Source organism: Nocardia sp. bgisy134, assembly GCF_965341865.1.
Taxonomy (GTDB): domain Bacteria; phylum Actinomycetota; class Actinomycetes; order Mycobacteriales; family Mycobacteriaceae; genus Nocardia.
On sequence record NZ_CBDQZP010000001.1, the window covers coordinates 237,015 to 263,617 of the forward strand.

General features: G+C 65.4%; 15 protein-coding genes and 1 tRNA gene. 13 read left to right on the forward strand and 3 right to left on the reverse strand.

What is annotated here, in order from left to right; genetic code table 11:
• Window positions 1–495: 495 nt before the first annotated feature.
• The 10 genes from ACRWNM_RS01020 to ACRWNM_RS01065 all read left to right on the forward strand — a co-directional run bounded on the left by ACRWNM_RS01020 (window position 496) and on the right by ACRWNM_RS01065 (window position 13,128).
• The gene (locus ACRWNM_RS01020) at window positions 496–1,563 is read left to right on the forward strand and encodes a UbiA family prenyltransferase (protein ID WP_431962472.1); all 1,068 of its coding nucleotides are present in this window, start codon (window positions 496–498) and stop codon (window positions 1,561–1,563) included.
• Entirely contained in the window at window positions 1,563–2,657 is a 1,095-nt protein-coding gene (locus ACRWNM_RS01025; RefSeq protein WP_431962474.1) for an aminotransferase class I/II-fold pyridoxal phosphate-dependent enzyme, read from the forward strand. The genes ACRWNM_RS01020 and ACRWNM_RS01025 overlap by 1 nt, the downstream gene beginning before the upstream one ends.
• Complete coding sequence (locus ACRWNM_RS01030) at window positions 2,648–5,896, forward strand: thiamine pyrophosphate-binding protein (protein ID WP_431962476.1); 3,249 nt, start codon at window positions 2,648–2,650, stop codon at window positions 5,894–5,896. The genes ACRWNM_RS01025 and ACRWNM_RS01030 overlap by 10 nt, the downstream gene beginning before the upstream one ends.
• Before the next feature lie 65 nt (window positions 5,897–5,961).
• Window positions 5,962–6,651 carry a class I SAM-dependent methyltransferase gene (locus ACRWNM_RS01035; protein WP_431962478.1) on the forward strand — a complete coding sequence of 230 codons (690 nt, stop codon included), beginning with the start codon at window positions 5,962–5,964 and terminating at the stop codon, window positions 6,649–6,651.
• Between the two features lie 71 nt (window positions 6,652–6,722).
• A complete protein-coding gene (locus ACRWNM_RS01040) occupies window positions 6,723–8,150 on the forward strand; it encodes a cytochrome P450 (RefSeq protein WP_431962480.1) in 1,428 nt (475 codons plus the stop codon).
• Window positions 8,151–8,185: 35 nt separating this feature from the next.
• Window positions 8,186–8,818 carry a methyltransferase domain-containing protein gene (locus tag ACRWNM_RS01045; RefSeq protein WP_431962482.1) on the forward strand — a complete coding sequence of 211 codons (633 nt, stop codon included), beginning with the start codon at window positions 8,186–8,188 and terminating at the stop codon, window positions 8,816–8,818.
• 59 nt (window positions 8,819–8,877) lie between these two features.
• On the forward strand, window positions 8,878–9,600 hold the full coding sequence (locus ACRWNM_RS01050) for an ABC transporter ATP-binding protein (RefSeq protein WP_431962484.1): 723 nt from the start codon (window positions 8,878–8,880) through the stop codon (window positions 9,598–9,600).
• Complete coding sequence (locus ACRWNM_RS01055; protein WP_431962486.1) at window positions 9,597–10,763, forward strand: ABC transporter substrate-binding protein; 1,167 nt, start codon at window positions 9,597–9,599, stop codon at window positions 10,761–10,763. Before ACRWNM_RS01050 ends, ACRWNM_RS01055 begins: the two co-directional genes overlap by 4 nt.
• Window positions 10,764–10,846: 83 nt before the next feature.
• On the forward strand, window positions 10,847–11,569 hold the full coding sequence (locus ACRWNM_RS01060) for an ABC transporter permease (protein WP_431963550.1): 723 nt from the start codon (window positions 10,847–10,849) through the stop codon (window positions 11,567–11,569).
• 44 nt (window positions 11,570–11,613) lie between these two features.
• Entirely contained in the window at window positions 11,614–13,128 is a 1,515-nt protein-coding gene (locus tag ACRWNM_RS01065) for an MFS transporter (protein WP_431962488.1), read from the forward strand.
• A 102-nt stretch (window positions 13,129–13,230) separates the two neighbouring features.
• Here the strand turns inward: ACRWNM_RS01065 and ACRWNM_RS01070 are convergent, their stop codons facing one another.
• Window positions 13,231–14,484, reverse strand: a complete 1,254-nt coding sequence (locus ACRWNM_RS01070) for an FAD-dependent monooxygenase (protein WP_431962490.1) — start codon at window positions 14,482–14,484, stop codon at window positions 13,231–13,233.
• A gap of 105 nt (window positions 14,485–14,589) precedes the next feature.
• Window positions 14,590–14,904 carry a hypothetical protein gene (locus ACRWNM_RS01075; protein WP_431962492.1) on the reverse strand — a complete coding sequence of 105 codons (315 nt, stop codon included), beginning with the start codon at window positions 14,902–14,904 and terminating at the stop codon, window positions 14,590–14,592.
• Between the two features lie 304 nt (window positions 14,905–15,208).
• Between ACRWNM_RS01075 and ACRWNM_RS01080 the strand changes: the two genes are divergently transcribed.
• Together ACRWNM_RS01080 and ACRWNM_RS01085 are read left to right on the forward strand one after the other, a co-directional pair.
• Window positions 15,209–15,613, forward strand: a complete 405-nt coding sequence (locus ACRWNM_RS01080) for a hypothetical protein (RefSeq protein ID WP_431962494.1) — start codon at window positions 15,209–15,211, stop codon at window positions 15,611–15,613.
• Between the two features lie 44 nt (window positions 15,614–15,657).
• On the forward strand, window positions 15,658–16,233 hold the full coding sequence (locus tag ACRWNM_RS01085; protein WP_431962496.1) for a dihydrofolate reductase family protein: 576 nt from the start codon (window positions 15,658–15,660) through the stop codon (window positions 16,231–16,233).
• A gap of 501 nt (window positions 16,234–16,734) precedes the next feature.
• Here the strand turns inward: ACRWNM_RS01085 and ACRWNM_RS01090 are convergent.
• Window positions 16,735–16,816: transfer RNA gene (locus ACRWNM_RS01090), tRNA-Leu, on the reverse strand.
• 388 nt (window positions 16,817–17,204) lie between these two features.
• Here ACRWNM_RS01090 and ACRWNM_RS01095 point away from each other — a divergent pair.
• Complete coding sequence (locus tag ACRWNM_RS01095; protein WP_431962498.1) at window positions 17,205–26,561, forward strand: fatty acid synthase subunit beta domain-containing protein; 9,357 nt, start codon at window positions 17,205–17,207, stop codon at window positions 26,559–26,561.
• Window positions 26,562–26,603: the final 42 nt, after the last annotated feature.

A 26,603-nucleotide genomic window follows, 5' to 3' on the forward strand; every position in this document is an offset into this window, starting at 1 on the left:
CCGCAGTTCGGAGAGCCTTTCTCTCAATTCTGGACTCGTAGGCATCAATTACCATGACCGGACGAAGCTGTGTGCGCAAGCGGTCTGTCGGCCGCAGTGGACGACACGAACCCTTGCCTGTCCCGAATTTCATTGTATGCTCACTCGGACCAGGACTTCGAAGACACGACGGACTTCCTTCTCGATTCGGAGTCGAATGCGGTCGTTGCGCGTGGGGAGGCGTGACGCCTATTACCGAGCACGAAGGAATCTTGACAATCGCCCGCGGACTGCGGGTCATCGAGTAACGAACCCGAAAAGCACGGCCACAACAGCGTGAATCAGCTAGGCGAGCCGTCGGTTTACATCCTGCTCTTATGAGCAAAACTGTCGATGGGACGAGCGCTGCCTGGTGGGCGCCAACGGAAATGCGAATATTACAAACGGGGATATGGAATTACTGCAGGACTGAGGTCCGGAGCGGGCAACATTGTAACTGCGCATGACGAGTGAGCTGTGATCGTGACTGGAACAATTTCGAAACCGACACTTGACGAGTTTCTGGACAAGTCGGCAGAGGCGAGAATCGACTGGGTGAATTCGTCCGAAGGATGCACGACAAGCATTCTGGGACGACTCGAGCTGTTTCTTTCGTTCGCGCGGCCGCGCACATGCTTACCGGGAATGTTGGCGTTCTATCTGTCCTGCAAGATGCTTGGGTTGCCGATCGACCTGGACGTTTTGATTGGCTTCGCCATCACGTTCCTGTACAGCGCGGTAGCAAACCTGTTCAACGCCTACTCGGACATCGCAGAAGACAACCAGAACATACCGGCACGGTTGTACCTTCTCGGTCTTTACGGTCGGCGGCGGCTGCTGCGGAGTGCCTATGCGGTGTGTGGTGTCATGCTGGCATTGGCGGCTCTCGTGAGCGTCAGTTTTATCGGGATGACAGCGATCTGCATCATCATCGCGCACCAATATTCGTTGCCGCCATTCCGCGTGAAGGCGAGACCGGTGTTGTCGATCGGCCTCTTCGCCTTGGATGTTGCATTTCCATTCCTGATGGCTCCGGCCATAGCGAAGCACGGACCGGCGGTGCTCGGGAATTGGCAATTCATCATCATGGCTGCGTATTTGTTTGTATGGTTCGCGGCCAAAGGGCTGGTGAAGAACCTGCCCGACTACGACGGCGATCGAAATGCCGGTCTGTCGACCTCGGCGACAATCAGCGGAACACGACAGCGAGCAGCGATAGTGGCATCGGTAGCGACGGCAACTGTCTACTTGGGGCCACTGTTCCTGGTGGCGAGTGGTCAGTTCGCGGAGAAGTATCTGATCGCCCTCGCGTGGTTCCCGGTCGTATGCATTCAGTGCGCGCGAATGATCCTTCGTGATGACAGCCGCTCGGCGAACAACATGCTTCGTTTCGACATGGTGGTGTCGACGGGGTACCTGTCGACTTGGATCTTGCTGGTAGATCCGTCCGTTTCATCGATCAGCATCGTGTCGGGGTCACTGATGATCATCTTTCTCATGGATGCGATGAAACTCGACACGCGCAAAAAAGAGGACATTGTGTGATGGAGGCGGTGGAAAGGTTGACGGTGGTGCGTGAAGCAGTCTTGTTGAATGAGTACCGCTCGGGCGAAGACAGCGATTCCTCGGCCGCCGCGATAGATCTTTCGAACAATGCATTGCCTTTTGCTCCATTGCCGAGCGTTCGCAAAGCAATAGAGGCCGAAGTGGAGCGTGCAGCAGACTACCCTTCTGCGTCGTACGGATCGCTGCGGCGGGCTATCGCCGAGTTCGCCGGCTGTGGACCAGATCAAGTCGTCGTCGGACCGGGCAGCGTCGGCGTGCTGGGATACCTTGTGCAACGGGTTGCCGGCGATGGCGGCCGAGTCGTTTTCGCAGTTCCGGCTTTCGACGCGTACGAGAGAGTCGTGGTCGGTGCCGGCGGCACGGCAGTGCCGGTGCCGGGCACGGAGAATCGGTGGCAGCCGCTGGAGTCGATGGTGGCAGCGGCGGGGGAGGACGCGGCCGCGATCCTGATTTGTGCGCCGCACAACCCTACGGGCGAGCATGTCAGTCCTGCCGAGGTCGAGATGGTTCTTTCGGCAGTTCCCCGACACACGGTCGTCGTGGTGGACGAGGCGTATATCGAGTTCGATCGAACCAACGATGCTTCGGCAATTGTGCGCATGACTCGCCGGCATCCCAATCTGGTCGTCATGCGGACCTTCTCGAAGGCCTATGGCCTGGCGGGCCTCCGCGTAGGGTATGCCGTCGGCCATAGCGACCTGATCGGCGCCTGTCGAACTCTTGCGATGCCTTTCGGTGTGAATCGGTTGGCGGTAGCGGCGGCCATTGCGTCGCTCGAGGTGAGCGATGAGCTCGCCGGCCAGGTGGATGCGGTCGTTCGTTGCCGATCGCTGTTCACCGAATCAGTTCGCGCGCGTGGAATTGATGTCCCCGATTCGTACGGCAACTTCATCTGGGTGCCGATGCATCGCCCGACTCCGCTGGCCGAGTATTTCGCCGAGTCGGGGATTGTGGTTCGTGAATATCCGGACATCGGCGTCCGGATCACCGTACCTGCAATGGAATACCTGGCTGATGTCGTCGACATACTTGCAGATGGATACAGACAAGTGGAGGCAAGTTCATGCAGATGAATTCGCACCTTGGGGCCGACTTGTTGGGGCGTCCACGGTTCGCAGATGTCCTTGTGGATCGTTTGATCCGAAACGATGTGCGCTATATCTTCGGGATGCCCGCAGAATCAGTCAATTGCCTTGTCGATGCGATCGGGCGGCGCTCGGAGATCGGACTGATCGCGGTTCGCCATGAAAGTGCGGCGTCCTGGATGGCCGTCGGTTACGCACGGGGGTCGGGCACTGTCGGCGTGTGCTTCGGTACGGCAGGCCCCGGTGCGACTCATTTGTTGCCCGGCGTTTATGACGGGCTGTACGACCGCCTGCCTGTGCTGGCAATATCCGGACAGGTCGCACGGGCAGGTATCGGTACGAAGTCGTTCCAGGAGATCGATTCGGCGCGGCTGTTCAGAGACGGTACATGGCGATCGTCGGACATCATGTCGGCCGACCAGATCAGTGTCTTCGAGCAGATGGTTCTCGCGGTACGACTCGAGCAGACGTCCGCGCATGTTGCCATTCCGTCGGACGTGTTGAACGCGCCGGTCGGTGAGATAGCACAGGTAAGCCCGTATCGGTTGGACCGTCGGACTGCCGCGGAGGCCGACAAGAAGCGCATCGCCGACCTCGCGGACTATCTCTGCGCGAAGCCGACAGCGATCGTGTTGGGCGCGGGCAGCAGGGAAGTCACTGATTGCGCTCGCCTTCTCGCGGACGCGCTGGATGCTCCACTCGAGGCGTTGCCCGAGTCGGGAATCCCGGAGGCACTGGTATCGCCGGTGAAGGACGCCGCCACATCGGCAGCCGAAGACACTGTTCTTCTGATTGGACGTCCAACCGCCGGAGTAGCGCGATACTTCCCATCGGCGAATACCCTGATAGAAATCACCGATGTCGCTACGTCCGGATTCGATGCCGGATGCCAGAGGGTTGGAATTGCCGGCGATATTTCATCGATTCTGCAGTCCCTGACCTCCGCCGTGTGGAGCCGCACCGGCGCACCATCTGAAAAAACATCGGAGCATTCGTCTGGAACGCCGCGAAACCAGGATGCGCCCGGTGGGTGGGCGGTACTCGCGCAACGGCTGGCTGGTGCATCGGTCGCTGTCGACCCCGGATCGATACAGCGACTGTCACGCAGATTCCTGAGCGAACACGCGAATATCCACAGTGCGTGGAATCTGGAGGCTGAAGGTTCGGCTCTCCCGATGTCGATCGGTCTCGCATTGGCGACCAGCGATCGGTGCTACGTGCTGACCGAACTCGAGTCTCTGGACCAATACGTCTCGGAGCTGTCCACCGCCGTACGATACGCGGTGCCGATAACCGTTGTCTGCCGAGCGGAATCTGGTGCAACGGTGCGCGATCTGGCCCGGGCCTTCGGCCTCCCGGCGTTCTGGGCGGGAGACGCAAGTGAACTGAATTCGAGGCTGCATGAGGCTGGTCGGGAGCGTGGGCCGGCTGTGATTCTGACCTCGGCGTTGGACGTGGAATCGGCACCGCTCGACCGAACGCCCCGCGCCGATGTCGTCGACTTCGCGAGTGATCTGCTCGATGCGATAGCGCGCCAGGGGATCGACTCGGGGTACCTATCGAGAAACAGCTGCGAGCGGCTGGGATTGACGAGCGACTGTGCTGACCTCGACTTGCGTGTCGTCGCCGATACCCAGGCGGCTGCCATGCGAGCGACCGCGGCATTCAAGGCTTCGGGGAGTCCAGCCTGTGCTCTGGTGACTTCTCCCGCTGAACTGCTCGCGCAGCTGAATGGGCTGTACGACGCATCGTTCGACAACGCGTCGGTGCTGCTGATCTCCTTCGAACTCGACCGTTGGCTCATGGACCCGGTGGACGTGCTGAGTGAGATCGCGGCGATATCGGTTGTGCTGGACGGCACAGACAAGGATGCGGCGCGCCTTCGAGACGCGTTGGCGACTGTCGCCGGCGGGGGTACGGGGGTGACGCACATTCACGTGTCCAGCTCCGCGATTGCCGCCGGCAATAGTGCAGCGCTGGTGGAAAGCTCGAGCGCGCTCAGTATTCCGACTTCGTTGATCGGACTTCCCGGTAGTGCGATGGCCGCACACGAAGAGATAGTGCGGGCCGCGGAACTTCTCAAAAAAGCGGAGAATGTCTCGATTATCGTCGGCCGTGGTGCATCGGGCGCACGACGTGAACTCATCGAGTTGGCGTCGCGCGCGGGAAGTCCTCTCTACTGCACGATGGGTGCATTGGCCGCGGATGTCGTAGGGGACCACTGCGACGGCCTGGTGGGGACATCTGGCCATGACGAAGCAATGCACAATGTCCGTCAGAGCCAGTTGGTCCTATTGGTCGGTGTGTCATGGCGAGGTTCGGCGTTCGGGATGGTCGGAAACAGTCCAGTGATTTCCATCAACGCCGACCCGCTGACATTCCTTCGGCTCCCGCCGGACTCGATCGGCTTGCTCGGTGACGCGCGGGAGACGCTGGAGGCGCTGGTTGGATGTTTCAATGACGACGTCGCTGTAAGCAGCATTGCCCGTACCGGCACGCCCCGGCGAAAAGGGCCGCGGGAAAGTGCGCGGCAATTGCGGGCGGCGACGGCCGCGCAGATCATCGATCACGAGCTCGCGCGAGCCGGTAGGGCATCTACCTTGAGCGTGGATGTCGGTATCAATACATTGTGGGCGTACCGCTATGTCAGGTCGGCATCCAGATATCTGTGGACCGCATCGTTCGCTACCATGGGATTCGCCGTGCCTGCGGCAGTGGACGCCGCCGTGCGTAATCCGAAGGACATCTCCGTGGCGATCGTGGGAGATGGCGGGATCGGCATTACGTTGGCCGAGCTTCGAAATGCGGCAAAGGTCGAATCGACGACGGTGATAGTGGTATTCAACAACGGTGCGCTCGCCGCCATCAAATTCGAGAGTTGGATAATGGGGTGGCCGGATAGGTCGTCGGAATTCGCGGCGTTCGACTTCGCAAGCTTTGCGCGGCATTGCGGGCTGCCCGCGGTGACGGCGCGGACATCCAAGGAATTCGGGATCGCATTTCGATCTGCGCTTCGCAACGACGGTCCGATGCTCATCGACGCGCGCATCCCTGCGGTGGAGGCTCCCGCCCTGGCGGGGCGCATACATGTTCGTCAGGTAGTGGGACTTCTGTCGGGCTGGCTGCGTGACGGTAAGGCCGCGAGATCCGGTGCCTGGTCGATGGTGAAGGCGGTTGGCGCCGACGCAGCTGGTCGAACTGTTCGCCGTATAGGGCGCCGCGAATGAAGTGTCGAGGCACAGAGAGAGGAGGGATTTGAATGGTCGGGACACGTCCTGCTACGCCTCAGGCAATGTTCACGAAAATAGCTCCCCGCTATGACCTGGTCAATTCGATTCTCACATTGGGTGGCGACAAGAGGCTCCGCCGCAGAGCGGTTCGCATGCTGAGACTCGAACCCGGTGCCAGGGTGCTCGATGTCGCTGCGGGTACGGGCGAGATCGGCTCCGCATTGGCCGCCGTATATCGCATGCCGATCTCCTACTGCGCTGTCGACCTCAATGAACAGATGCTGGAGGTCGCGGAACGCAAGCTCGTGCGCCTTCGGCAAGAGCGGCCGGAGAGTGAATGGGACCTCTTGTGTGGAAGCGCGGAGTCTTTGGCATTCGAGCCGTCGAGTTTCGACGCTGTCGTTATGTGTTTCGCGCTCGATGACATGGACGATCCATCGGCCGCGCTGGCAGAGACGGCACGGGTTCTCCGCAACGGTGGGCATTTCCTGCTGATCGAACTCGCAATGCCGGACGGTGGCCTGTTGCGTCAAGTTCTGAAGTTCCGCCTGTGGATTGTTCGTAATATCGCGGGATTGTTCGGTTTGGATCCCGTCGCTCACATGACCACGGAGGTGGAGATGGACCGCGGCGCGGAACATTCGATAGCGCGCTGCGAAAGCGCTGGCCTGATGTTGGAGGCCCGAGCGCGATACCTCAGTGGAATGGTTCGTGCGTACGTGTTCCGCAAGGCGACGGCGTTCCCGGCATGAGCGAAACCTTCGCGGAAACAGCCTGACATTGATTATTGCCGAGATATCCTGAATTCAGATGGGAAAGACTCTTGACATCCGATAAATGCCCGCACGCGGCGGCGCCGAAGGTTCACTCCGAGACCGGCATAACCAGCCGCCGTTTCTCGAATCGGCACGTGCCCGGACCGCCGGGACATCGTTTCATGGGTTCATACCCTGAGTATTCGAAAGATCGCAACAAGTTCTTGCGCGATGCGGTCCGGCAGTACGGCGATGTCTGCCGAATCAAGCTCCCGCTCCGAGACCTGGTCGTACTGGGTAACCCAGAAGATGCCCACGTGGCAATGGGGGACACCTCTGGCGACTACAGCAAGTTCGGAAACTATCATCCTATGCTGCAGAAGCGGCAGAACGGGCTGTCGTTCATCGAGGGTGAGATCTTCCGGGAAAGACGCCGGATCGTCAGTCCGCTGGTCACGCGAGACGGCCTGAAGAATACGTTCGCTGCCAACGTCGAAGCCTACCTCGACAGCCTCGAGTCGAACATTGCCGCGGCGACCGACTCCGACGGCGTGACCGATATGCAGGAAGCGATCTTTCAGACACTTTTGCGAGGAGTGCTGAAGCAGACGTTCACGGAGCCTTTTACTGCCCAGGAGATCGATGAGTTGCACAATGGTCTCGCGACCTTCACCAAGTTCCTCGGATCGACTCTGAAGATCGCTGATCCGCCTAATCTGGTACGCCCGTGGGGTCCGTACAAAATCCGGCCGTGGGCGGTGTACTCCGCGGCGATGATCGTCAAGAATCGCGTTGTCGAGCGACAGAACTCACCGTCTTTGGGAACCTATGGCGATGTCTTGGACGGCATGGTGCTGGGGTACAAGAAGCTGAAGACCCCCATGACTTTCTGGGACCTTTGTTTCGACGTAGCCACTATGACCAGTGCATCGTACGGCACTACTGCCGGCGCCATCACCCAAACGGTCGTTCGCACCCTCCTCGACAACGAAGCGACGGATCGCGTGGTGGACGAGTGCGGCAGTGTCGATATTTCACAGCCGACCATCGAGTCGGTTCGCAGCCTGCATTGGGTGAAATCCTGCTTCGAAGAATCGATCCGAATGCAAGGGCTTCCGCTCCTTCTCCGATTCACATCCAAAGGAGCGAACTTCCAAGGGTTCGACATTGCACCGAACACTATGCTTGGGATTCCGATCTCGACGATCCACCGTGATCCACGCTGGTGGACCGATCCTGACAAATTCGATCCGAATCGGTTCTACGACAAGAGCAAACGAGTGGATCAGCCTCGACTGTTGCACTATCTCGCGTGGGGTGCAGGTCCGCACCGATGCACCGGCGCTCAACTGGGGTACCTGATTGCGCCGTACCTCGTGGCCTTGATCTTCAGCCGGTACAAGATCGAAGTTCCCGCGAATTGGTCGCTTCGCGAGGATCCCGGCCTGGCGCCGATGATCAAGGGCGGTTTCAAAGTTCGAGTGACTCCACGATAGCTGTTTCGACCGACGACAACCTGAGAGAGTGTTGAATGAAATTCGCAGAGCGGTATGATATTGCGGCGCCCATTTACGACAGAACTGCATGGGTACTGTCGCTTGGCGGAATCGACAAATTGCACCCGGGGCTGGTCGACGGACTGGACTTGTCCGGCAAGACCGTGGCCGATCTCGGATGCGGTACGGGCCTTGCCTTCCCCGCGCTGCTCAACGCAGTCGGCCCCACCGGTCATGTCATTGGCGTGGACAACAATGCGTCCATTCTCGCCAAGGCCGAGCAGCGTGTTTCGGCGAACAAATGGAACAATGTCTCACTCGTGACCGATGACATCGCGACGCTGGCCATGCGCCGAGACGTCGATGTGGTTGTCAGTTGCATTGCGATGAGCTGCGTGCCGAATCCTTCGAAGAAGTTGGAAGAACTGCTCGTGAACCTCGAGCCCGGCACCATGGTGCGCATCATCGATGCGCTGCCGCGGACATCTGGGCGCTGGCGTCAGGCCATCAATTCGTACAACTTTGTGAAGTCGGGCATTGTCGGCTCTCATTTCAGGGAACTTGCACCGTTCGAACAGGTATTTCGCGATCAACTGAGCGGCGTAGTCGTCGACAGCCTGCACGGCGGAATGTATACGCGGCTGACCGGCGTAAAAGGCGCGAAATAGCGGCGGGCCTGTTCACGGTTCGTGCCTGAATTTATTTTGCGTGTTGGGAGGTGGTCGACATGAGTGCGTGTGAACTGGCAGTCGATTGGGGTAGCAAGAAGTTCGGCGACAGTCTCGTGCTGGACAACGTGGACATCTCGATCGATCGCGGTGAGTTTCTTGCTGTGCTCGGCCCGAGCGGCAGCGGCAAGTCGACGCTCCTGCGGGTCTTGGCGGGGTTGGAGCATCTGACTGCCGGAACGATCAGTTGGAGTGCGGATGGTGCCCGCCCGCGCACCGGCGTGGTGTTCCAGCAATCTTTGCTGCTGCCATGGCTCACGGTGATCGAGAACATCTCGCTGGCAAGGCGATTCACCGCGCACCGTCACGAATTCGACCACCAGTACCCCGATACCTTGTTGCGGCGTTTCGGGTTGGATCGCCTTGCCGAGCGATACCCGAGCGAGCTGTCGGGCGGCCAGGCGCAGCGCGTAGCTGTGCTGCGCGCGGCTGCGACACGGCCACGGCTCCTCTTGCTCGACGAGCCGTTCAGTGCTTTGGACCCGGCCACTCGGATCGACTTGCAGCAGTGGCTGGCAGAGCTCGTTGCCGATATCGAGGCAACGGTTGTGCTTGTCACGCATGACGTCGACGAAGCAATCGCGCTGTCGGATCGGATCGTCCTGCTCGACCAGGGAAGGATTCGTCGTGAATGGCGGGACGTACGGAATGGCAGTGATACGTCCTCGCTTCGCGAGGACATTCTCCAGCAGTACCACCCGGACGAGGTCGTAGTTCCGTGACAGCGTTTTCGAGACGACACCTGTTGGCAGGGGCGACGGGACTCACCGTCGCCGCTGGTCTCTTCGGCTCGGCCGACCTCGCCCACAGCGCGGCAACCGCTGGGCAGCGGCGGGAGAGTGCCCTTCGCATCGGCTACCTGCCGATCACCGACGCGGCGCCATTGTTGATCGCGCATTCGGCGGGCCTGTACCCAGCCGGGACGGTCAGTAGCGGCAAGCCTGTGCTGTTCCGAAGCTGGGCCGGGCTGGCGGAGGCGTTCGTATCTCGTCAGATCGACGTCGCGCATTTGTTGATGCCGATGGCCCTGCAACTCCAGCGCGCACTGGGCGCGGGGGTGCGAGTGCTGGGCTGGAATCACACCAACGGTTCGGCACTCACCGTCGCTCCGGACATCGCTGATCTGGAACAGCTGGCCGGGACTCAGGTCGCCATCCCGTTCTGGTGGTCGATTCACAACATCGTCCTCCAGCAGCTCCTGCGAGCGCACGACATCACACCGGTTGTTCGACGTAGTGCGTCGCGGTCCAAACGCACCGTCGAACTGGTTGTCATGAGCCCGTCGGATATGGTTCCCGCCCTGGCGAACCGTTCGATTTCGGGGTACGTAGTGGCGGATCCGTTCAACGCCATCGCGCAGATCAAGAAGATCGGGCGAATCCATGTCTTCTTGGGCGACGTGTGGCGCGAACATGCGTGTTGTGTCCTGGTTACCAGGGACGACGTGATCGCAGAGCGGCCGTCCGCAGTGCAGGAGGTCACCGATGCGGTGGTTTCCGCACAATTGCACATCAATATGGACCGGAATCGAGCTGCGGGTGCCCTGACGTCCGGCAGCTATCTTCCGCAGCCGCTGCCTGCGGTTCGCACTGCGCTCGCTTATCCGGCGCCACCGTATCAGTTGCGACGCCCTGAGTGGGCGCCGCAACTGGTGGGATTCCAGCCATACCCGTATCCCAGCTTCACCCGACGGCTTGTCGAAGCAATGCATGACACGGTGGTGGACGGGGATCGGGGCTTTCTGGACAACATAGATCCGGCCAGTGTGCACAACGAGCTGGTTGACGACACCTTCGTACTGAAGTCGATTGGTGCACACGGTGGCACACAAGCTTTCGGGCTGCCCGCCGACCTCGAGAGAACCGAACAGGTGCAACTGCTGTGACTTCGACTTCCGTTCGATCAAAACCCGCCCCCCACAACGCAACCCGGTCAGCAGCCGCCAAGATCTGGCCCGCCGCGGTGGCGATGGTTCTGACGGTTTGCCTCTGGTGGATGGCGACGACGGTCCTGTCGCCGGAGCACTCGCTCCTGCGTCAGACCGCGCCGCAACATGTGCTCCCCGCAATCGCTGATCTGCATCAGCGTGGGGTGCTGGTATCCGATGCGGCGATAAGCCTGTGGCGGTTGCTCATCGGCCTGGCCATCGCGATGGTGATCGGTGTTCCCATGGGTCTGCTGATCGGTCTGAGCACTCGGATCGAACAGGCGACGACGCCGGTCGTGCAATTCTTGCGAATGATCTCTCCATTGTCATGGACGCCGATTGCGATAGCGCTGTTCGGGATCGGTAATCAGCCGGTCTATTTCCTCATCGCAGCTGCCGCTGTGTGGCCCGTCATGCTCAACACCGTATCCGGGGTTCACGCCATCGACCGCGGATTCCTGGACGTGGCGCGGTCTTTCCACGCGACCCGCGCCGAGCAACTGAGGGTCGTGATAATTCCGGCCGTACGCGATCATATTCGGACCGGCCTGCGACTGGGTCTCGGTACCGCCTGGATTGTTCTGGTTCCCGCGGAGATGCTCGGCGTGAGGTCGGGGCTGGGCTATCAGATCCTCAACGCCCGCGATCAGTTGGCGTACGACCAGGTCGTGGCCATCATCCTTGTCATCGGTGTGCTCGGATCCGCCGTGGATTTCGTGGCGAGCCGCCTTCCGGGGCGAACCCTCAATAACCGCGCGGTGTGATGAAAGCAGATCGGCGGTAGCCAAGAGTTCATTCGATCGCGCGGGTGTCTTCCTGCGCGTTCTGCGACCACTTCCCAAGTCGAAGGGTGAGGTTCATGTCCGAAGTCCGTGTGGCGTCCGATCGTCGCTGGTGGGCGCTGTCGGTACTGTCGATTACACAATTGATCGTCGTCCTGGACGCGACGATCGTGACGATCGCGCTGCCCTATGCGCAGGCCGACCTCGGCATCAGAGATGCCGACAAGCAATGGGTGTTCACGGCCTACACGCTGATGTTCGGTGGCTTGCTGCTACTGGGCGGACGCTTGGCAGACTATGTCGGGCGGCGGCGGATCCTCCTGATCGGTTTGGTCGGATTCGCGGTGGCCTCGCTGGTGGCCGGTGCGGCGGTCAGTGGTGGCATGCTGTTCGCCGGCCGGGCGTTGCAGGGCATGTTCGCGGCGTTGCTGGCGCCATCGGCGCTGTCGCTGGTGTCGGTGACATTCACCCAGGCGCACGAGCGGGCTCGCGCTTTCGCCGTCTTCGGGGGCGTGTCCGGAGCGGGGTTCGCGATCGGGCTCATCGGCGGCGGAGCGTTGACGCAGTTCGTGTCCTGGCGCTGGTGCTTGCTGGTGAACACTCCGATCGTGCTCGCCACCGCGGCGGCGGCCCTTGCGGTCGTGGTCCGGGACGTGCCGGTCCGGCGGGTGGGCGGCTATGACCTGCCCGGTGTGGTCTTCGTGACCGCGGGACTGGCGAGCGTCGTTTATGGGTTCAATCGTGCGGCGCAGGCGGGATGGGGTGCGGCCAGCACGGTCACGCTGCTGGTGACCGGTGTCTGCCTGCTGCTGGCCTTCGTGGCCATCGAGGCGCGGGTCGCCAATCCACTACTGCCCCTGCGGATTCCGGGCGAGATCAATCGGGGTGGCTCGTTCCTGGTCGCTTTGCTGATCCCGATCGCGATGTATGCGGTGTTTCTGTTCCTCAGTTACTACTTCCAGGAGACGCTGGGCTATTCGCCGTTGAAGGCCGGAATCGCCTTCCTGCCCTTTCCAATCGGCATCGTCGTTTCCGCGGGTGTCGCCAGTCGCTTGTTGCCTCAGGTCGGACCGCGGGTGCTGATGCTGGCCGGTGCGCTGCTCGGGGCGGGTGGCTTGATCTATCTGGCGCAGTTGCGGGTCGGTGACACCTACTGGGCTGCTGTCCTGCCGGGCGAGATCGTCATAGCGCTCGGCATGGCGCAAATCTTCGTGGCTATGCAAGCCACCGCGCTGTACGGGATCGACGATCACGACGCCGGTGTGGCCAGTGGTCTGTTGAACGCGGTGCAGCAGATCGGCGCCTCGATCGGAACCGCGCTGCTCACTACGATCGCGGTGCAGGTCTCGGAGCGATACGTGCTCAGCCACCCGCCGTCCCCTGATCTGCCTGCACACGCGGCGATCCACAGTTTCGACATCGGATTCTATTGGGGTGCAGGGTTTTTCGTGATATCTGCGATCGTGGTAGCGGTCACGATTCGGGTCCGGAGGTTGGATTTGGTGACCGAGTCGGATAGGCAGGCGGCGATGCCGGTCTAGGTGCTGGGCGCGCCGGGATAGGGCGAACCGTATTTCGGCGCCGGCTCATCGGGTGGGGGCTGGTGCGGCGGTGGCGAACACGGTGCCCGGCTTGTGCGGGGATCAGGGCGTCGACTGATCGGTCGGGATCGGTTCGGGTGGGCGACGTAGCGAAGGCAGTGCCATCGCGAGTTCCCCCCGTCGGGCCGCCCGCCGCCACCGCTGTCCGGAGTCGATAGCACGCCGGATCTTTCGCACGGTGGGTACCTGTGTGAGCAGGTGTAGCTGATATTGCCACGGCATTTGTAGCCCGTGCCGAGCCGCCATCGCATAGGCGAACTGCACGGCGCTGCGGTCGAGATACCGGTCGGCGTGTTCGAACCAGACCATGCTGGCACGGGCGGCGGCCTGTATCGGGCGCAGTGCAGCGCGCCGCTGCGCATCGTAGTTCTTCAGCGCGTCGGCGAGTTCGGGATGCTCGTACAGGTTCTGTGCGAGCACGACGGCGTCGATGATGGCCAACCGGGTGCCCGAGCCGATGGTGAAGTGCGTGGTGTGCGCTGCATCGCCGAGCAGTACCACCTTGTCGTGATACCAGGTCTTGTTGGTCACCTCGGGAAAGCGGCTCCACCTTGCGAATTCGCCTCGTGTCTTGCTGATCAACGAGTGACCGTCGAGATGGCGCGTGAACATGTTCTCCAGAACACGCACGTTCTCCAGGTTGTCCAGGGAATCGAATCCCAGTCCATGCCAAGTCTGCGGTTGGCACTCGACGATGCAGGTGCTGATCTTTTCGGCAACCGACGGGTAGGCATGGAACCAGATCCAACCGGCCGGGGTGTGTTCGAAGGCGAAGGTGAATCGGCTGAACACCTTGTCCGTACCGAGCCAGATATATCGATTCTCGCCGAGTGTGACGGACGTGCCGAATCGATGATTACCCAGCTGCCGTACCCGGCTGTTCGCGCCGTCGGAGGCGACGATGAGATCGGTGTCGTCGAAGCCGGACAGATCGTGGACCTCTCGCTCGTGCTGGACATTTACGCCCAGGTCGCTCGCCCGTCGGGAAAGTACGTCGAGCAATGCCGCGCGCCCCATGCTGAACCCGTAGCCCCCGAAATGTGCGGTCTGGTCGTCGCGCACATGGATCGCCTGTTCACGCCATAGGACCGACCCGGCACGCACCGCTTGGGCGCTGTCGGGGTCATTCCGATACAGAATGTCGAGCAGGTCGTCCCAGTACACGACGCCCCAGCCATAGGTGGACCCGGGGGGATCGCGGTCGATCACGGTGATGTCATGGGCCGGGTCGCGCCGCTTCATCGAAATAGCGAAGTACAACCCGGCAGGCCCGCCACCGATACACACGATCTTCATCTCGTCACCAGCTCCAGCCCGGTTGGTCGAACCTGGCTTCACACGATCGGTACTCGATGCAGTTGAGCCCGGCACGCTGTGCGTGTCCGGGCTCAGTCACCGGCGCTAGCGGCCCCAGCCCCAGCCGCCCCAGCCACCCCAGCCGCCCCAACCCCAGCCGCCCCAGCCGCCCCAACCCCAACCGCCCCAGCCCCAGCCGCCCCGACCCCAGCCACCCCAGCCCCAGCCCCAACCACCCCAGCCAGGGCCGTGACCCCAACCGGGGCTGTCGACGAGTTGGGTTGCAGACGTGGGCGTCGTTGCGTGCGCGGTAGGCGCTTGCGTCGCGGCTGCGACGACCGGAATCGCGGCAACTGCGGCTATACCGGCGGCCGCCGCCAACCGGGCGAACTTCGTGTGTGAATTCTTTCTGTTGATCATGATAGGACTCCGAAATGCTGTCCCGACCTGCTCGAAGTCTACGCGGTTTCGCCGAACTCTAGAAGTCGCCGCGTCGACCAATCTATAATGCCCGCCACCTTCCCCACTGTTGCTCAATCCGAGGATGCCCCGCGTACTCCGTGGCGGAGGGGGCCGCGCATATCGAGGCGCGGTGTCAGTGGGGGTGTCAGGTCTGTGTCAGGTCGGTGTCAGTCGGCCCGGCGAGGGTGTGTACATCGAACACAACGACCGGCGCCGACACCGTTCCAGTCGGTGCCACAACCGATTTCGAGGAGTACACGACATGTCCATCACCATCACCTTGACCGACCAGGACAAGAGCACACTGCGCACCGCCGCCTACGGCGCCGTGTCGCTGATGGCCGCCTCCGGTGCGCCGCACAAGGGCATCGCGCACGGCTCCATCGCCCTGACCTCGGCGACCGGGCTGGTCGGGCATGTGCTCGCCGCCAAGTCCAAAGACATCCACCTGCACGGCAAGTCCGTCGCCGAACTCGCCGACCAGGTGCTGCCTGCCCTGACCGCAGCGATGAGCCTGCTCGGCAAGCAACATCCGGGCGAGGCCGACAACTTCCGCGGCACCGTCCTGGTCGCCGTCGAAGCCGCCGCCGGGTCCCGCAAGAGCGAGCCCAGCCCCGCCGTTGCTGCGATGGCCCGCAAGATCACCGCGGCCCTCGACGCCGCCTGACGGATGCGGGGCAGCGGCACAGTTTTCAGATCTCAGGAGGAATTTTGACGCGTGAACTGGTCTACACGGGCTTCATGTCACTCGACGGTGTCGTGGACTCGCCGGGAGGTAAGGAGGAGGGGCACCGCAGCGGCGGTTGGGTGATGGACACCGAGTTCGTGCCCGAGGCCTACTCGCTCAAGGGTGAAGAACTCGCCGACACGACGGCACTGATGTTCGGCCGTCGCAGCTACGAGGCGTTCGCCCCGATCTGGCGCGACTCTGCGGATCACGCCGCGTACAAGGAACTTCCCAAGTACGTGGTCTCGACCAGCCTCGAAGACGACGCCGTGATCGAGGGATGGGGTCCGATCACGATCCTGCGGTCGATCGACGATATCGCCGAACTGAAGCGGGGCGATGGCGGCGCCGTCTTCATTCACGGCAGCGCCGAGCTGGCACGGCGTCTGGCGGACGCCGATCTGATCGATCGGTACAACCTGCTCGTCTTCCCGGTGCTGCTGGGGGAGGGCAAGAGTCTGTTCAGCCGGGCGGACCGGGACAAGCGGCAACTGCGCCTGAAGGAGTCCGCGACCTACTCCAATGGAGTGGCCAAGCTCGTCTACGACGTCGTGCGCTGAGCGGGATCGAGCGCGATCACGCCTCCGCGGTCCTCATGCGAGGTGCCGAGGGATGTAGAGCTCGCGTTTCGATAGTCGCGTCGCCGTGGGCGCCGTTTCCTTGGGAAACACTCGTGCGCCCTCGGCGACGCGCTCGACCGCGGCCACGATCGCCGCGGTTGACAACTGTTTCGGCAGCGAGGCCACCGCACCGGATCGGTCCCGCGTCGCCGACGGTGCACGTGCCGTAGACGATGGTGTCGTCGGCGACGCGCATGGTGGGGCCCGTGGGCATGGGACCGTGGCTGAGTTCCTGAAGCGGGGATTGCGGCGGAACGACGGGTGCGATCATCGCCGATCACCCCGGCCGGCAAACTCCGAGTGTGTCATTGATAACGCGGATTTTGGCAGATCTGCCAGATGTTTCCGCAGGTCAGGGCGAGTAATCGCAGGTCGCCTCTGTGTGCGCGAGCGCACTCGAACGCACGGATACCGAAAAGTGACATCAATGACGTGAATTTGTGCGCGAGAGGGGACTTGAACCCCTACGTCCGTGGACACCAGAACCTAAATCTGGCGCGTCTGCCAATTTCGCCACTCGCGCTTGATGGTACGACCGTCCAAACTCTACCGGGCTTGACCGGGATCGCGAAGCTTCTGTGAGGAGTGTCGTACTGGCCGGTAACCCCACCAGGGATTATAACGATTCAATAACGGTCAACATGAGGGGCACTCATGTTTCATACGTGTTGGTAACCCGGTAGACCAGCGCGTTCAAACATGAGGACGAGTCATGTTTTTCGTCATTCTGGTACGGACGTACGGAAATACTCGGGCGTACGGACCCCTCGGCGGACCAAACGTGAGGATTTCCTCATGATTTTGTGCCATCCTCGCCCGTATCAGGCCTAGAGGTCGAAGACGACCCGCGCACCGGAGGAAGCGGCGTGTCGACATCGGGCATGTCGCCAGGAGAAGGAAGTCGAATCGTCTTGACGATCAACGAGAGCACCGAGACCGGGACCGGAGCGAGCGCCAAGGTGGTCAGGACGGCCGGGCAGGCAGCCGGCGTGCGATCGCCCCTGCTCGATCGTTTGCTGAACGGGACGCCGTACGCGCTGGCCTTCGGGGGGCAGGGCGCGCAGTGGCTGGGCGAACTGGAAGAGATCGGGCGCGACAGCGCGCTGGAGCCGGAGCTGACCGCGTTGGTCAACGAGGCGGCCGCGCTGCTGGAGCCCGTTGCGGCACAACTGCTCGTGGTGCGGCCGGTCGGATTCGACCCGGTCGCGTGGATGCTCGAGGACGAGCTGGTCGACACCGATCAAGGCGAGACCTCGGCCGCGCCGTCGGATCAGGTGTTGCGGTCGGCCGCGGTGTCTATGCCTGGCGTGCTGCTGACCCAGCTGGCGGCGCTGCGGGCGCTGCGGTTGCAGGGCCTCGATCCGGCCGAGCACGAGCCGGTCGCCGTGGTCGGGCATTCGCAGGGCCTGCTGGCCGCCGCCGCGGTGCGGTCGGGCGGCACGCAGGACGCCGAGTTGCTGGCGATCGCGCAGCTGGTCGGCGCGGCGGGCAATCTCGTCGCGCGGCGGCGCGGCCTGATGCCGGTGGGCGAGCGCTCGCCGATGGTGGCGGTATCGAATGTCGATCCCGAGCAGTTGCGCGCGGTGGTCGCGGAGGTTGCCGAGGGTGTGAGTCCGGATGCCGCGGCCGTGGTCGCGATCCTCAACGGGCGGCGTAGGGCGGTGCTCTCGGGCATCCCGACGCAGCTGGAGCGGGTGCGGCAGCGCTGCGCGCAGATCTCCGACGAGCAGACCCGCGCGCGCGACGCGAAGGTGCGCGGCGGTGCGGTGTTCGCGCCCGTCTTCGAGGACGTGTCGGTCGACGTCGCGTTCCACCACCCCGCGCTCGCCGACACGGTCGAGATGGTGTCCGGCTGGGCCGCGCAGTGCGGGCTGGACGAGGAGCTGGCCGGTTCGCTCGCGAAGGCCATCCTCGTCGATCCGGTGGACTGGGTGCAGTCGGTGGACGACGTGATCGCCGCGGGCGCGCAGTGGATTCTGGATCTCGGCCCCGGTGATCTGCTCAGCCGGGTCACCGGCGGATCGCTGAAGGGTAGCGGCGTCGGCATCGTCGCCGCCGCGACCCGTCCCGGCCAGCGCAGCCTGCTGACCCCCGGCGCCGCGCCCGAGCGGGCGCGGCCGTGGTCGGACTACGCGCCGCGTCCGGTGCGGCTGCCGAACGGCCGGATCGTGGTGGAGACCTCGTTCACCAAGCTGACCGGTCGCTCGCCGATCCTGCTCGCGGGCATGACGCCGACCACCGTGGACGCCAAGATCGTCGCGGCCGCGGCGAACGCGGGCCACTGGGCCGAGCTCGCGGGCGGCGGCCAGGTGACCGAGCAGATCTTCGCCGACCGGGTCGCCGAGCTGAAGCAGCTGCTGCACCCGGGTCGCGCGGTGCAGTTCAACTCGCTGTTCCTCGATCCGTACCTGTGGAAGCTGCAGCTGGGCGGCAGGCGCCTGGTGCAGCGGGCCCGCAGCGCGGGCGCCCCGTTCGACGGCGTGATCGTCACCGCGGGTATCCCCGAGCTCGACGAGGCCGTCGCGCTCATCCAAGAGCTCACCGAGGTCGGCATCTCGCATGTCGCGTTCAAGCCGGGCACCGTCGCGCAGATCCGCGCGGTGCTGCGGATCGCCGACGAGGTCCCCGACTACCCGGTGATCATGCACATCGAGGGCGGCAAGGCGGGCGGTCACCACTCCTGGGAAGACCTGGACGACCTGCTGCTGGAGACCTACGCCGAACTGCGCAACCGCGCCAACGTGGTGGTCTGCGTCGGCGGCGGCATCGGAACCCCCGAGCGCGCCACCGAATACCTCACCGGCGTGTGGTCGGCCGCGCACGGCTACCCGGTGATGCCGCTGGACGGAGTGCTGGTCGGCACCGCGGCGATGGCGACCCTGGAGGCCACCACCGCGCCCGAGGTGAAGCAGCTGCTCGTCGACACCCCCGGCACCCCCGACTGGGTCGGCGCGGGCACCGCGTCCGGCGGAATGGCGTCGGGCCGTAGCCAATTGGGCGCCGACATCCACGAGATCGACAACGCCGCCTCGCGCACCGGCCGCCTGCTCGACGAGGTCGCGGGCGACGCCGACGCGGTCGCCGCCCGGCGCGACGAGATCATCGCGGCGCTGAACGGCACCGCCAAGCCGTACTTCGGCGATCTCGGCACCATGACCTACCTGGACTGGCTGGAGCGCTACGTCGAGCTGGCCGTCGGCTTGGACCGCCGCAAGGATTTCGACTGCGGCAGCGATCTCGGCGACGCCATCCTCGACGCCACCCGCTCGGTGTGGCTCGACATCACCTGGCGGGACCGCTTCGCGGAGATGGTGCGGCGCACCGAATCCCGGTTGCATCCGGCCGATCGCGGCGAGATCCCGACGCTGTTCGCCGACGACACGGCGTTCGAGCGTCCGGTCGACGCGCTGTGCGCACTGAAGCAGCAGTACCCGGCCGCCGCGCAGACCCTGCTGCACCCGGCCGACGTGCCGTTCTTCGTCGCGCTGTGCAAGATCCCCGGCAAGCCGGTCAACTTCGTGCCGGTCGTCGACGCCGACGTGCGGCGCTGGTGGCGCTCGGATTCCCTGTGGCAGGCGCACGACCCGCGCTACTCGGCCGATCAGGTGTGCATCATCCCCGGCACCGTGGCGGTCGCGGGCATCACCCGGATGGACGAGCCGGTCGGTGAGCTGCTCGACCGCTTCGAACAGGACACCGCCTACTCGCTGGTGCGTGCGGGCGTGGTGCCGACCCCGGTCGACGCGCGCCGCGCCGCGGGCGTGACGAACGGTCCGATCGACGCGGTGCTGGCCGCCCCCGACGTGCAGTGGTCGGGCCGCACCACCGTGAACCCGGTGCACCGGCTCGGCGACGTCGCCGAATGGACCGTGGACGGCAGGGGCGCGGTGCACCCGCGCACCGGAGCCACCCTGGTCGAGACCACCGGTCCCGAGGGCGACGATTCCTACGTCGAGCTGACCGTCCCGCTGCTGCGCAGCGACGCGGTGCGCATCCGGATCACCGTCCCCGTCTCCACCTACAACGGCGGCGCGCCGGTGATCACCGAGGACGACGCCGAGGCCGCCATGGCGGAGCTGCTCGCGGTCGCCGCGGGCCAGTCGCTGCCGGAGGTCAAGGGCGGGGTGGCGCACGTCAACCTGGCCTGGACCCCGGATCTCATCGCCGACCACGCAGGCGTCACCGGCTCCGGTCTGCCCGCTTCGCTGAGCACGCTGGGCCGCACCGTGCCCGACGTGCTGGTCGGCGCCTGCTGGCCCACGGTGTTCGCGGTGCTCGGCGCGACCCGCACCGGCGACGCGCGTTCGGTCATCGAGGGCATGCTCGACCTGGTGCATCTCGACCACCAGATCGAGCTGCTGCGCGAACTGCCTTCCACCACGAGCATTCTCGTGGTCCGCGCGGAGTCGAAGTCGGTGCTCGACACCGACATGGGCCGCGTGGTCGAGGTGGAGGTCACCGTCGGCGAGATGCGGGACAAGGGCCTCGACGTGGTGCCGTTGGCCCGGCTCAGCGAGCGGTTCGCCATCCGCGGCCGCAACGGCGCGGGCGAACTCGCCGATCCCCCGCGGGCCGGAGGCACGGCCGCGCAGGCCGCCGACACGCCGCGCCGCCGTCGCCGTGACGTCACTCTCGTCGCGCCGCGTGCCATGCACGCCTTCGCGACGGTGTCCGGCGACCACAACCCGATCCACACCAGCGACAACGCCGCCAAGCTCGCCGGGCTGGGCAGCCCGATCGTGCACGGCATGTGGCTGTCGGCCGCCGCGCAGCACGCGGTGTCCGCCGTGGATCCCGAAAGCTCGATTCCCGCACGCACGCTCACCGCGTGGACCACCCGCTTCCTCGGCATGGTGCGTCCCGGCGCGGAGATCGATGTGCGAGTCGAGCGGATCGCCGTCGACGCGGGCAGCGAGATCGTCGAGGTCTCCTGCCGCACGGGCGGCGATCTCGTGATGACCGCGACCGGCCGCACGAAGGCGCCGAAGACCGTGTACGCCTTCCCGGGGCAGGGCATCCAGCGCAAGGGGATGGGTCTGGACGCCCGGTCGCGGTCCAAAGCGGCCAAGGAGATCTGGGAGCGCGCCGACAAGCACACCCGCGAGGCGCTCGGCTTCTCCATTCTGGCCGTGGTGCGTGACAACCCGACCTACCTCAAGGCGCGCGGCGTCGAGCACCGGCACCCGGACGGCGTGCTGCACCTGACGCAGTTCACCCAGGTCGCGATGGCGACTCTCGGCGTCGCCCAGGTCGCCGAGCTGCGCGAGGCGGGTGCGTTCGTCGAGGGCGCCATGCTCGCGGGCCACTCGGTCGGCGAGTACAACGCGCTCGCCGCCGTGGCGGGCGTGCTGCCGCTGGAGGCGGTGCTCGAGGTGGTGTTCCAGCGCGGTTCGGCGATGCACGAGCTGGTGCCGCGGGATGCCCAGGGCCGCAGCGACTACCGGATGGCCGCCATCCGGCCCTCGCAGATCGGTCTGGCCGACGAGGACGTGATCGGGTTCGTCGGCGACGTGTCCGAGCAGACCGGCGAATTCCTCGAGGTCGTCAACCTGAACCTGCGCGGCTCGCAGTACGCGATCGCGGGCACGGTCGCGGGCCTGGAGGCGCTGGAGGTCGAGATCGACCGCCGCCGCGCCGAATTCGGCGGCAAGCGGGCCTTCATCCTGGTGCCTGGCATCGACGTGCCCTTCCACTCCACCGTGCTGCGCAAGGGCGTGCCGGAGTTCCGGCAGAAGCTCGCGCAGCTGCTGCCCGAGGACCTGCACCCGGAGGTGCTCCTCGGCCGCTACATCCCGAACCTGGTGCCGAGGCCGTTCACGCTGGAGCGCGCGTTCGTCCAGGAGATCGCGGATCTGGTGCCGTCGGAACCGCTGGTCGCGGTGCTCGCCGACTTCGACAGCTGGGCGGCCCGGCCTGCCGAGCTGTGCCGGGTGGTGCTGATCGAGTTGCTCGCGTGGCAGTTCGCCAGCCCGGTGCGCTGGATCGAGACCCAGGACCTGCTGTTCACCGATGCCGCGCACGGTGGCCTCGGCGTCGAGCGGTTCGTCGAGATCGGTCTCGGCGCGACGCCGACCGTGGCGAACCTGGCCAGTCAGACCCTGAAGCTGCCGAGCTTCGGCACCGCCACCGTCGAGGTGCTCAACATCGAGCGCGAAGCCGGGGTCGTCTACGCGACCGACACCGATCCCGCGCCGGTCGACGAACCCGACGAGACTCCGGCCGAGACCGCGGCTCCGGCCGCCGCCGCGCCCGCCGCGGTGGCCGCCCCCGCCCCGGTCGCGAGCTCCGGCGGACCTCGCCCCGACGACATCGTGTTCACCGCCGCCGACGCCACCCGGGTGCTCATCGCCCTGTGGACCAAGCTGCGGCTGGACCAGATCGGGCCGGTCGACACCATCGAGGGCCTCTGCGACGGCGTCTCCTCGCGGCGCAACCAGCTGCTCGTCGACCTCGGCTCGGAGCTCTCGCTCGGCGCCATCGACGGCGCGGCCGACGCCGACATGGGCGCGCTGTCGGCCACCGTGGAGCGGCTGGCGCGCACCTACAAGCCGTTCGGCTCGGTGCTCTCCGACTCGATCAACGACCACCTGCGCAAGGTGTTCGGCCCGTCCGGCAAGCGACCTGCCGCGATCGCCGAGCGCGTCAAGAAGGTGTGGGAACTCGGTGACGGCTGGGCCAGCCATGTCACCGCCGAGGTCTCGCTCGGCACCCGTGAAGGGGCCAGCGTGCGCGGCGGCGATCTCGGCGGACTGGTCGCCGGCGCGCTGAGCGACGGAGCCTCGGTCGACGCCGCCATCGACGCGGCCGTGCAGGCGGTCGCCGCCCGGCGCGGTGTCGCGGTGTCGCTGCCCGCGGCAGGCGGTGGCGGCGGCGCCACGGTCGACGCGGCGGCGCTCGGCGAGTTCACCGAGCAGATCACCGGCCGCGGCGGCGTGCTCGCCTCGGCGGCCCGGGTGATCCTCGAGCAGCTCGGCCTCGCCGAGCAGGTGTCCGCGCCGGAGGCCACCGAGGACACGCTGGTCGACCTGGTGTCGGCCGAATTGGGTTCGGACTGGCCGCGTTTGGTCGCGCCCGCGTTCGACGGACGCAAAGCGGTGCTGATCGACGACCGCTGGGCGACCGCGCGCGAGGACCTCGCGCGGCTGTGGCTGCTGGACGACATCGCCTCGGCCGACGGACCGGTAGACGGCTTCCTCGGCGCGGGCGAAGCGGTTGCCGCGCAGGCCGAATGGTGGCGCGAGCAGGCCAAGCACGAGGCACGCTCGGTGCTCGCCGGGCTGTACGAGCGCATCGCCGAGGCCGCGCGTGGCGGCGAAGAGCCGGGTCTGTGGTCGGACGACATCGCGGTGATCACCGGCGCGAGCAAGGGTTCCATCGCCGCGGCGGCGACCGGACGCCTGCTCGGCGGCGGCGCGACCGTCATCGTCACGACCTCGAGCCTGAGCGACGAACGGATGGCCTTCTACAAGAAGCTCTACCGCGAGAACGCCAGGCACGGCGCCGCCCTGTGGGTCGTGCCCGCCAACATGGCCTCCTACCAGGACGTCGACGCGCTGATCGACTGGGTCGGCAGCGAGCAGGTCGACACCGTCGGCGGCGCGAAGGTCAAGACCAAGGACGCCATGACTCCGACCCTGCTGCTGCCGTTCGCGGCGCCGCGGGTCGCGGGCGACCTCGCCGACGCGGGCGCGCGCGCCGAAATGGAGATGCGCGTGCTGCTCTGGTCGGTGGAGCGCCTCATCGGCGGGCTGTCCAAGCTCGGCGCCGACCACGACGTGGACGCGAAGCTGCATGTGGTGCTGCCCGGTTCGCCGAACCGCGGCATGTTCGGCGGCGACGGCGCCTACGGCGAGTCGAAGGCCGCGCTCGACGCGGTGGTCGCCAAGTGGCGGGCCGAGAAGTCCTGGTCGACGCGGGTCACCCTGGTGCACGCGCTGATCGGCTGGGTGCGTGGCACCGGTCTGATGGGCCACAACGACCCGATGGTGGAGGCCGTCGAGAAGGCGGGCGTGCAGACCTGGTCCACCACCGAGATGGCCGACGAGCTGCTCAAGTGGTGCACCTCGCGAGCCCGCCAGGTGACCGCCACCGGTCCGCAGCAGATCGATCTGACCGGCGGGTTGGCAAGGGCCAAGCTGGATCTGCCCGCGCTGGCCAAGGAGGCGGCCGAGCGGGAAGCGGACGAGACCGCGGAAACCGCCGCGGCCGCGACCATTCCGGCGCTGCCCGCGCCGCCGGCCATGACTTCGGCGCTGCCGGTGCCGGAATGGGGTGAGGTCACCGCCGATCTCGCCGACATGGTGGTCATCGTCGGCGCGGCCGAGCTCGGCCCGTACGGTTCCTCGCGCACCCGCTTCGAGATGGAGGTCTCCGACGAGCTCTCCGCCGCGGGCGTGCTCGAACTCGCCTGGACCACCGGGCTCGTCACCTGGGAGAACGACCCCAAGCCGGGATGGTACGACGCCGAATCCGGCGACTACGTCCCGGAGTCCGAGCTGGCCGAGCGCTACCACGACACCGTGGTCGCCCGCTGCGGCATCCGCCGCTACGAGGACGACGGCGCCATGCTCGACAACACCGCGCCGCTGATGACCTCGGTCTTCCTCGACCAGGATCTGTCGTTCACGGTCGGCGGCGAGGCCGAGGCCCGCGCCTTCCACACGGCCGACCCGGAGCACACCGTCATCGCGCCGGTGCCGGACTCCGGCGACTGGACGGTGACCCGCAAGGCGGGCACCGAGATTCGGGTGCCGCGCAAGGCCAAGCTGTCGCGCACCGTCGGCGGCCAGATCCCCACCGGCTGGGATCCCACCATCTGGGGCATCTCCGCCGATATGTCCGCCTCGGTGGACCGGGTCGCGCTGTGGAACATCGTCTGCACGGTGGACGCGTTCGTCGGCTCCGGCTTCAGCCCCGCCGAGCTGATGAGCTGGGTGCACCCCTCGCTGGTGGCCAACACCCAGGGCACCGGCATGGGCGGCATGTCGTCGATGCGCTCGCTCTACGTGGACAACCTGCTCGGCGAATCGCGGCCCAACGACATCCTGCAGGAGGCGCTGCCGAACGTGGCCCTCGCGCACGTGGTGCAGTCCTACGTGGGCAGCTACGGCGCGATGGTGCATCCGGTGGCGGCCTGCGCCACGGCGGCGGTGTCCGTCGAGGAGGGCGTCGACAAGATCCGGCTCGGCAAGGCCGAGGTGGTCGTGGCGGGCGGCTTCGACGATCTGGGCATCGAGGGCATCGTCGGCTTCGGTGACATGTCGGCCACCGCGGACTCGGCGGCCATGAGCGCCAAGGGCATCAGCGATCGGTACTTCTCCCGCGCCAACGACCGCCGCCGCGGCGGCTTCGTGGAATCGCAGGGCGGCGGCACCGTGCTGCTGGCCCGCGGTGACGTGGCGCTGGAGATGGGCCTTCCGGTGCTCGGCGTGGTGGCCTACGCGCAGTCCTTCGCCGACGGCGTGCACACCTCGATCCCGGCGCCCGGCCTCGGCGCGCTCGGCGCGGGTCGCGGCGGACGCGAGTCCCGGTTCGCCGCGGAGCTGCGCAAGCTCGGCGTCACGCCGGACGAGATCGCGGTGGTGTCCAAGCACGACACCTCCACCGCGGCCAACGACCCGAACGAGTCCGAGCTGCACGAGCGGCTGGCCACGGCGATCGGTCGTTCGGACGGCGCGCCGCTGTTCGTCGTCTCGCAGAAGAGCCTGACCGGACACGCCAAGGGCGGTGCTGCCGCGTTCCAGCTGATCGGCCTGTGCCAGATGCTGGAAACCGGTGTGGTGCCGCCGAACCGGAGCCTGGACTGCGTCGACGAGAAGATGCAGGCCTACCCGCACCTGGTGTGGCCGCGTGAGGCGCTGCGCTTCGGCGAGCGGTTCCCGCTCAAGGCCGGTCTGGTGACCTCGCTCGGCTTCGGGCACGTCTCCGGTCTGCTCGCGGTGGTGCACCCGCAGGCGTTCCTCCAGGCGATCGAGCCGGTGCGGCGCGACGAGTACCAGCGCCGAGCCGAGCAGCGGCAGCTGGCCGGACGGCAGCGGATGGTCGAGGCCATGTGCGGCGGTGCGCCGCTGTACGAGCGGCCCGCGGACCGACGGCTCGGCGGAGAAGGCACGCCCGCCAAGCGGATTCGTCAGCTGGAGGCGGACATGCTGCTCTCGCCGCAGGCCCGCCTCGGCGCGGACGGCGCCTACCGCGCCGACGGATTCGGTTGCGGCACGGGCGCGGTCATCGTCGGACAACTCGAGGGTGACGGATCTTTGGCTGAGTGACTTCGGCCACTACCCTTCACTCAGGCCGTCCGGTGCGGGCGG

Bases quoted from the DNA above. Each gene is read 5' to 3' on its own strand.
- ACRWNM_RS01025 (WP_431962474.1), top strand. From the start codon at position 1,563: ATGGAGGCGGTGGAAAGGTTGACGGTGGTGCGTGAAGCAGTCTTGTTG.
- ACRWNM_RS01030 (WP_431962476.1), top strand. From the start codon at position 2,648: ATGCAGATGAATTCGCACCTTGGGGCCGACTTGTTGGGGCGTCCACGG.
- ACRWNM_RS01035 (WP_431962478.1), top strand. From the start codon at position 5,962: ATGTTCACGAAAATAGCTCCCCGCTATGACCTGGTCAATTCGATTCTC.
- ACRWNM_RS01045 (WP_431962482.1), top strand. From the start codon at position 8,186: ATGAAATTCGCAGAGCGGTATGATATTGCGGCGCCCATTTACGACAGA.
- ACRWNM_RS01050 (WP_431962484.1), top strand. From the start codon at position 8,878: ATGAGTGCGTGTGAACTGGCAGTCGATTGGGGTAGCAAGAAGTTCGGC.
- ACRWNM_RS01060 (WP_431963550.1), top strand. From the start codon at position 10,847: ATGGTTCTGACGGTTTGCCTCTGGTGGATGGCGACGACGGTCCTGTCG.
- ACRWNM_RS01070 (WP_431962490.1), bottom strand. From the start codon at position 14,484: ATGAAGATCGTGTGTATCGGTGGCGGGCCTGCCGGGTTGTACTTCGCT.
- ACRWNM_RS01075 (WP_431962492.1), bottom strand. From the start codon at position 14,904: ATGATCAACAGAAAGAATTCACACACGAAGTTCGCCCGGTTGGCGGCG.
- ACRWNM_RS01080 (WP_431962494.1), top strand. From the start codon at position 15,209: ATGTCCATCACCATCACCTTGACCGACCAGGACAAGAGCACACTGCGC.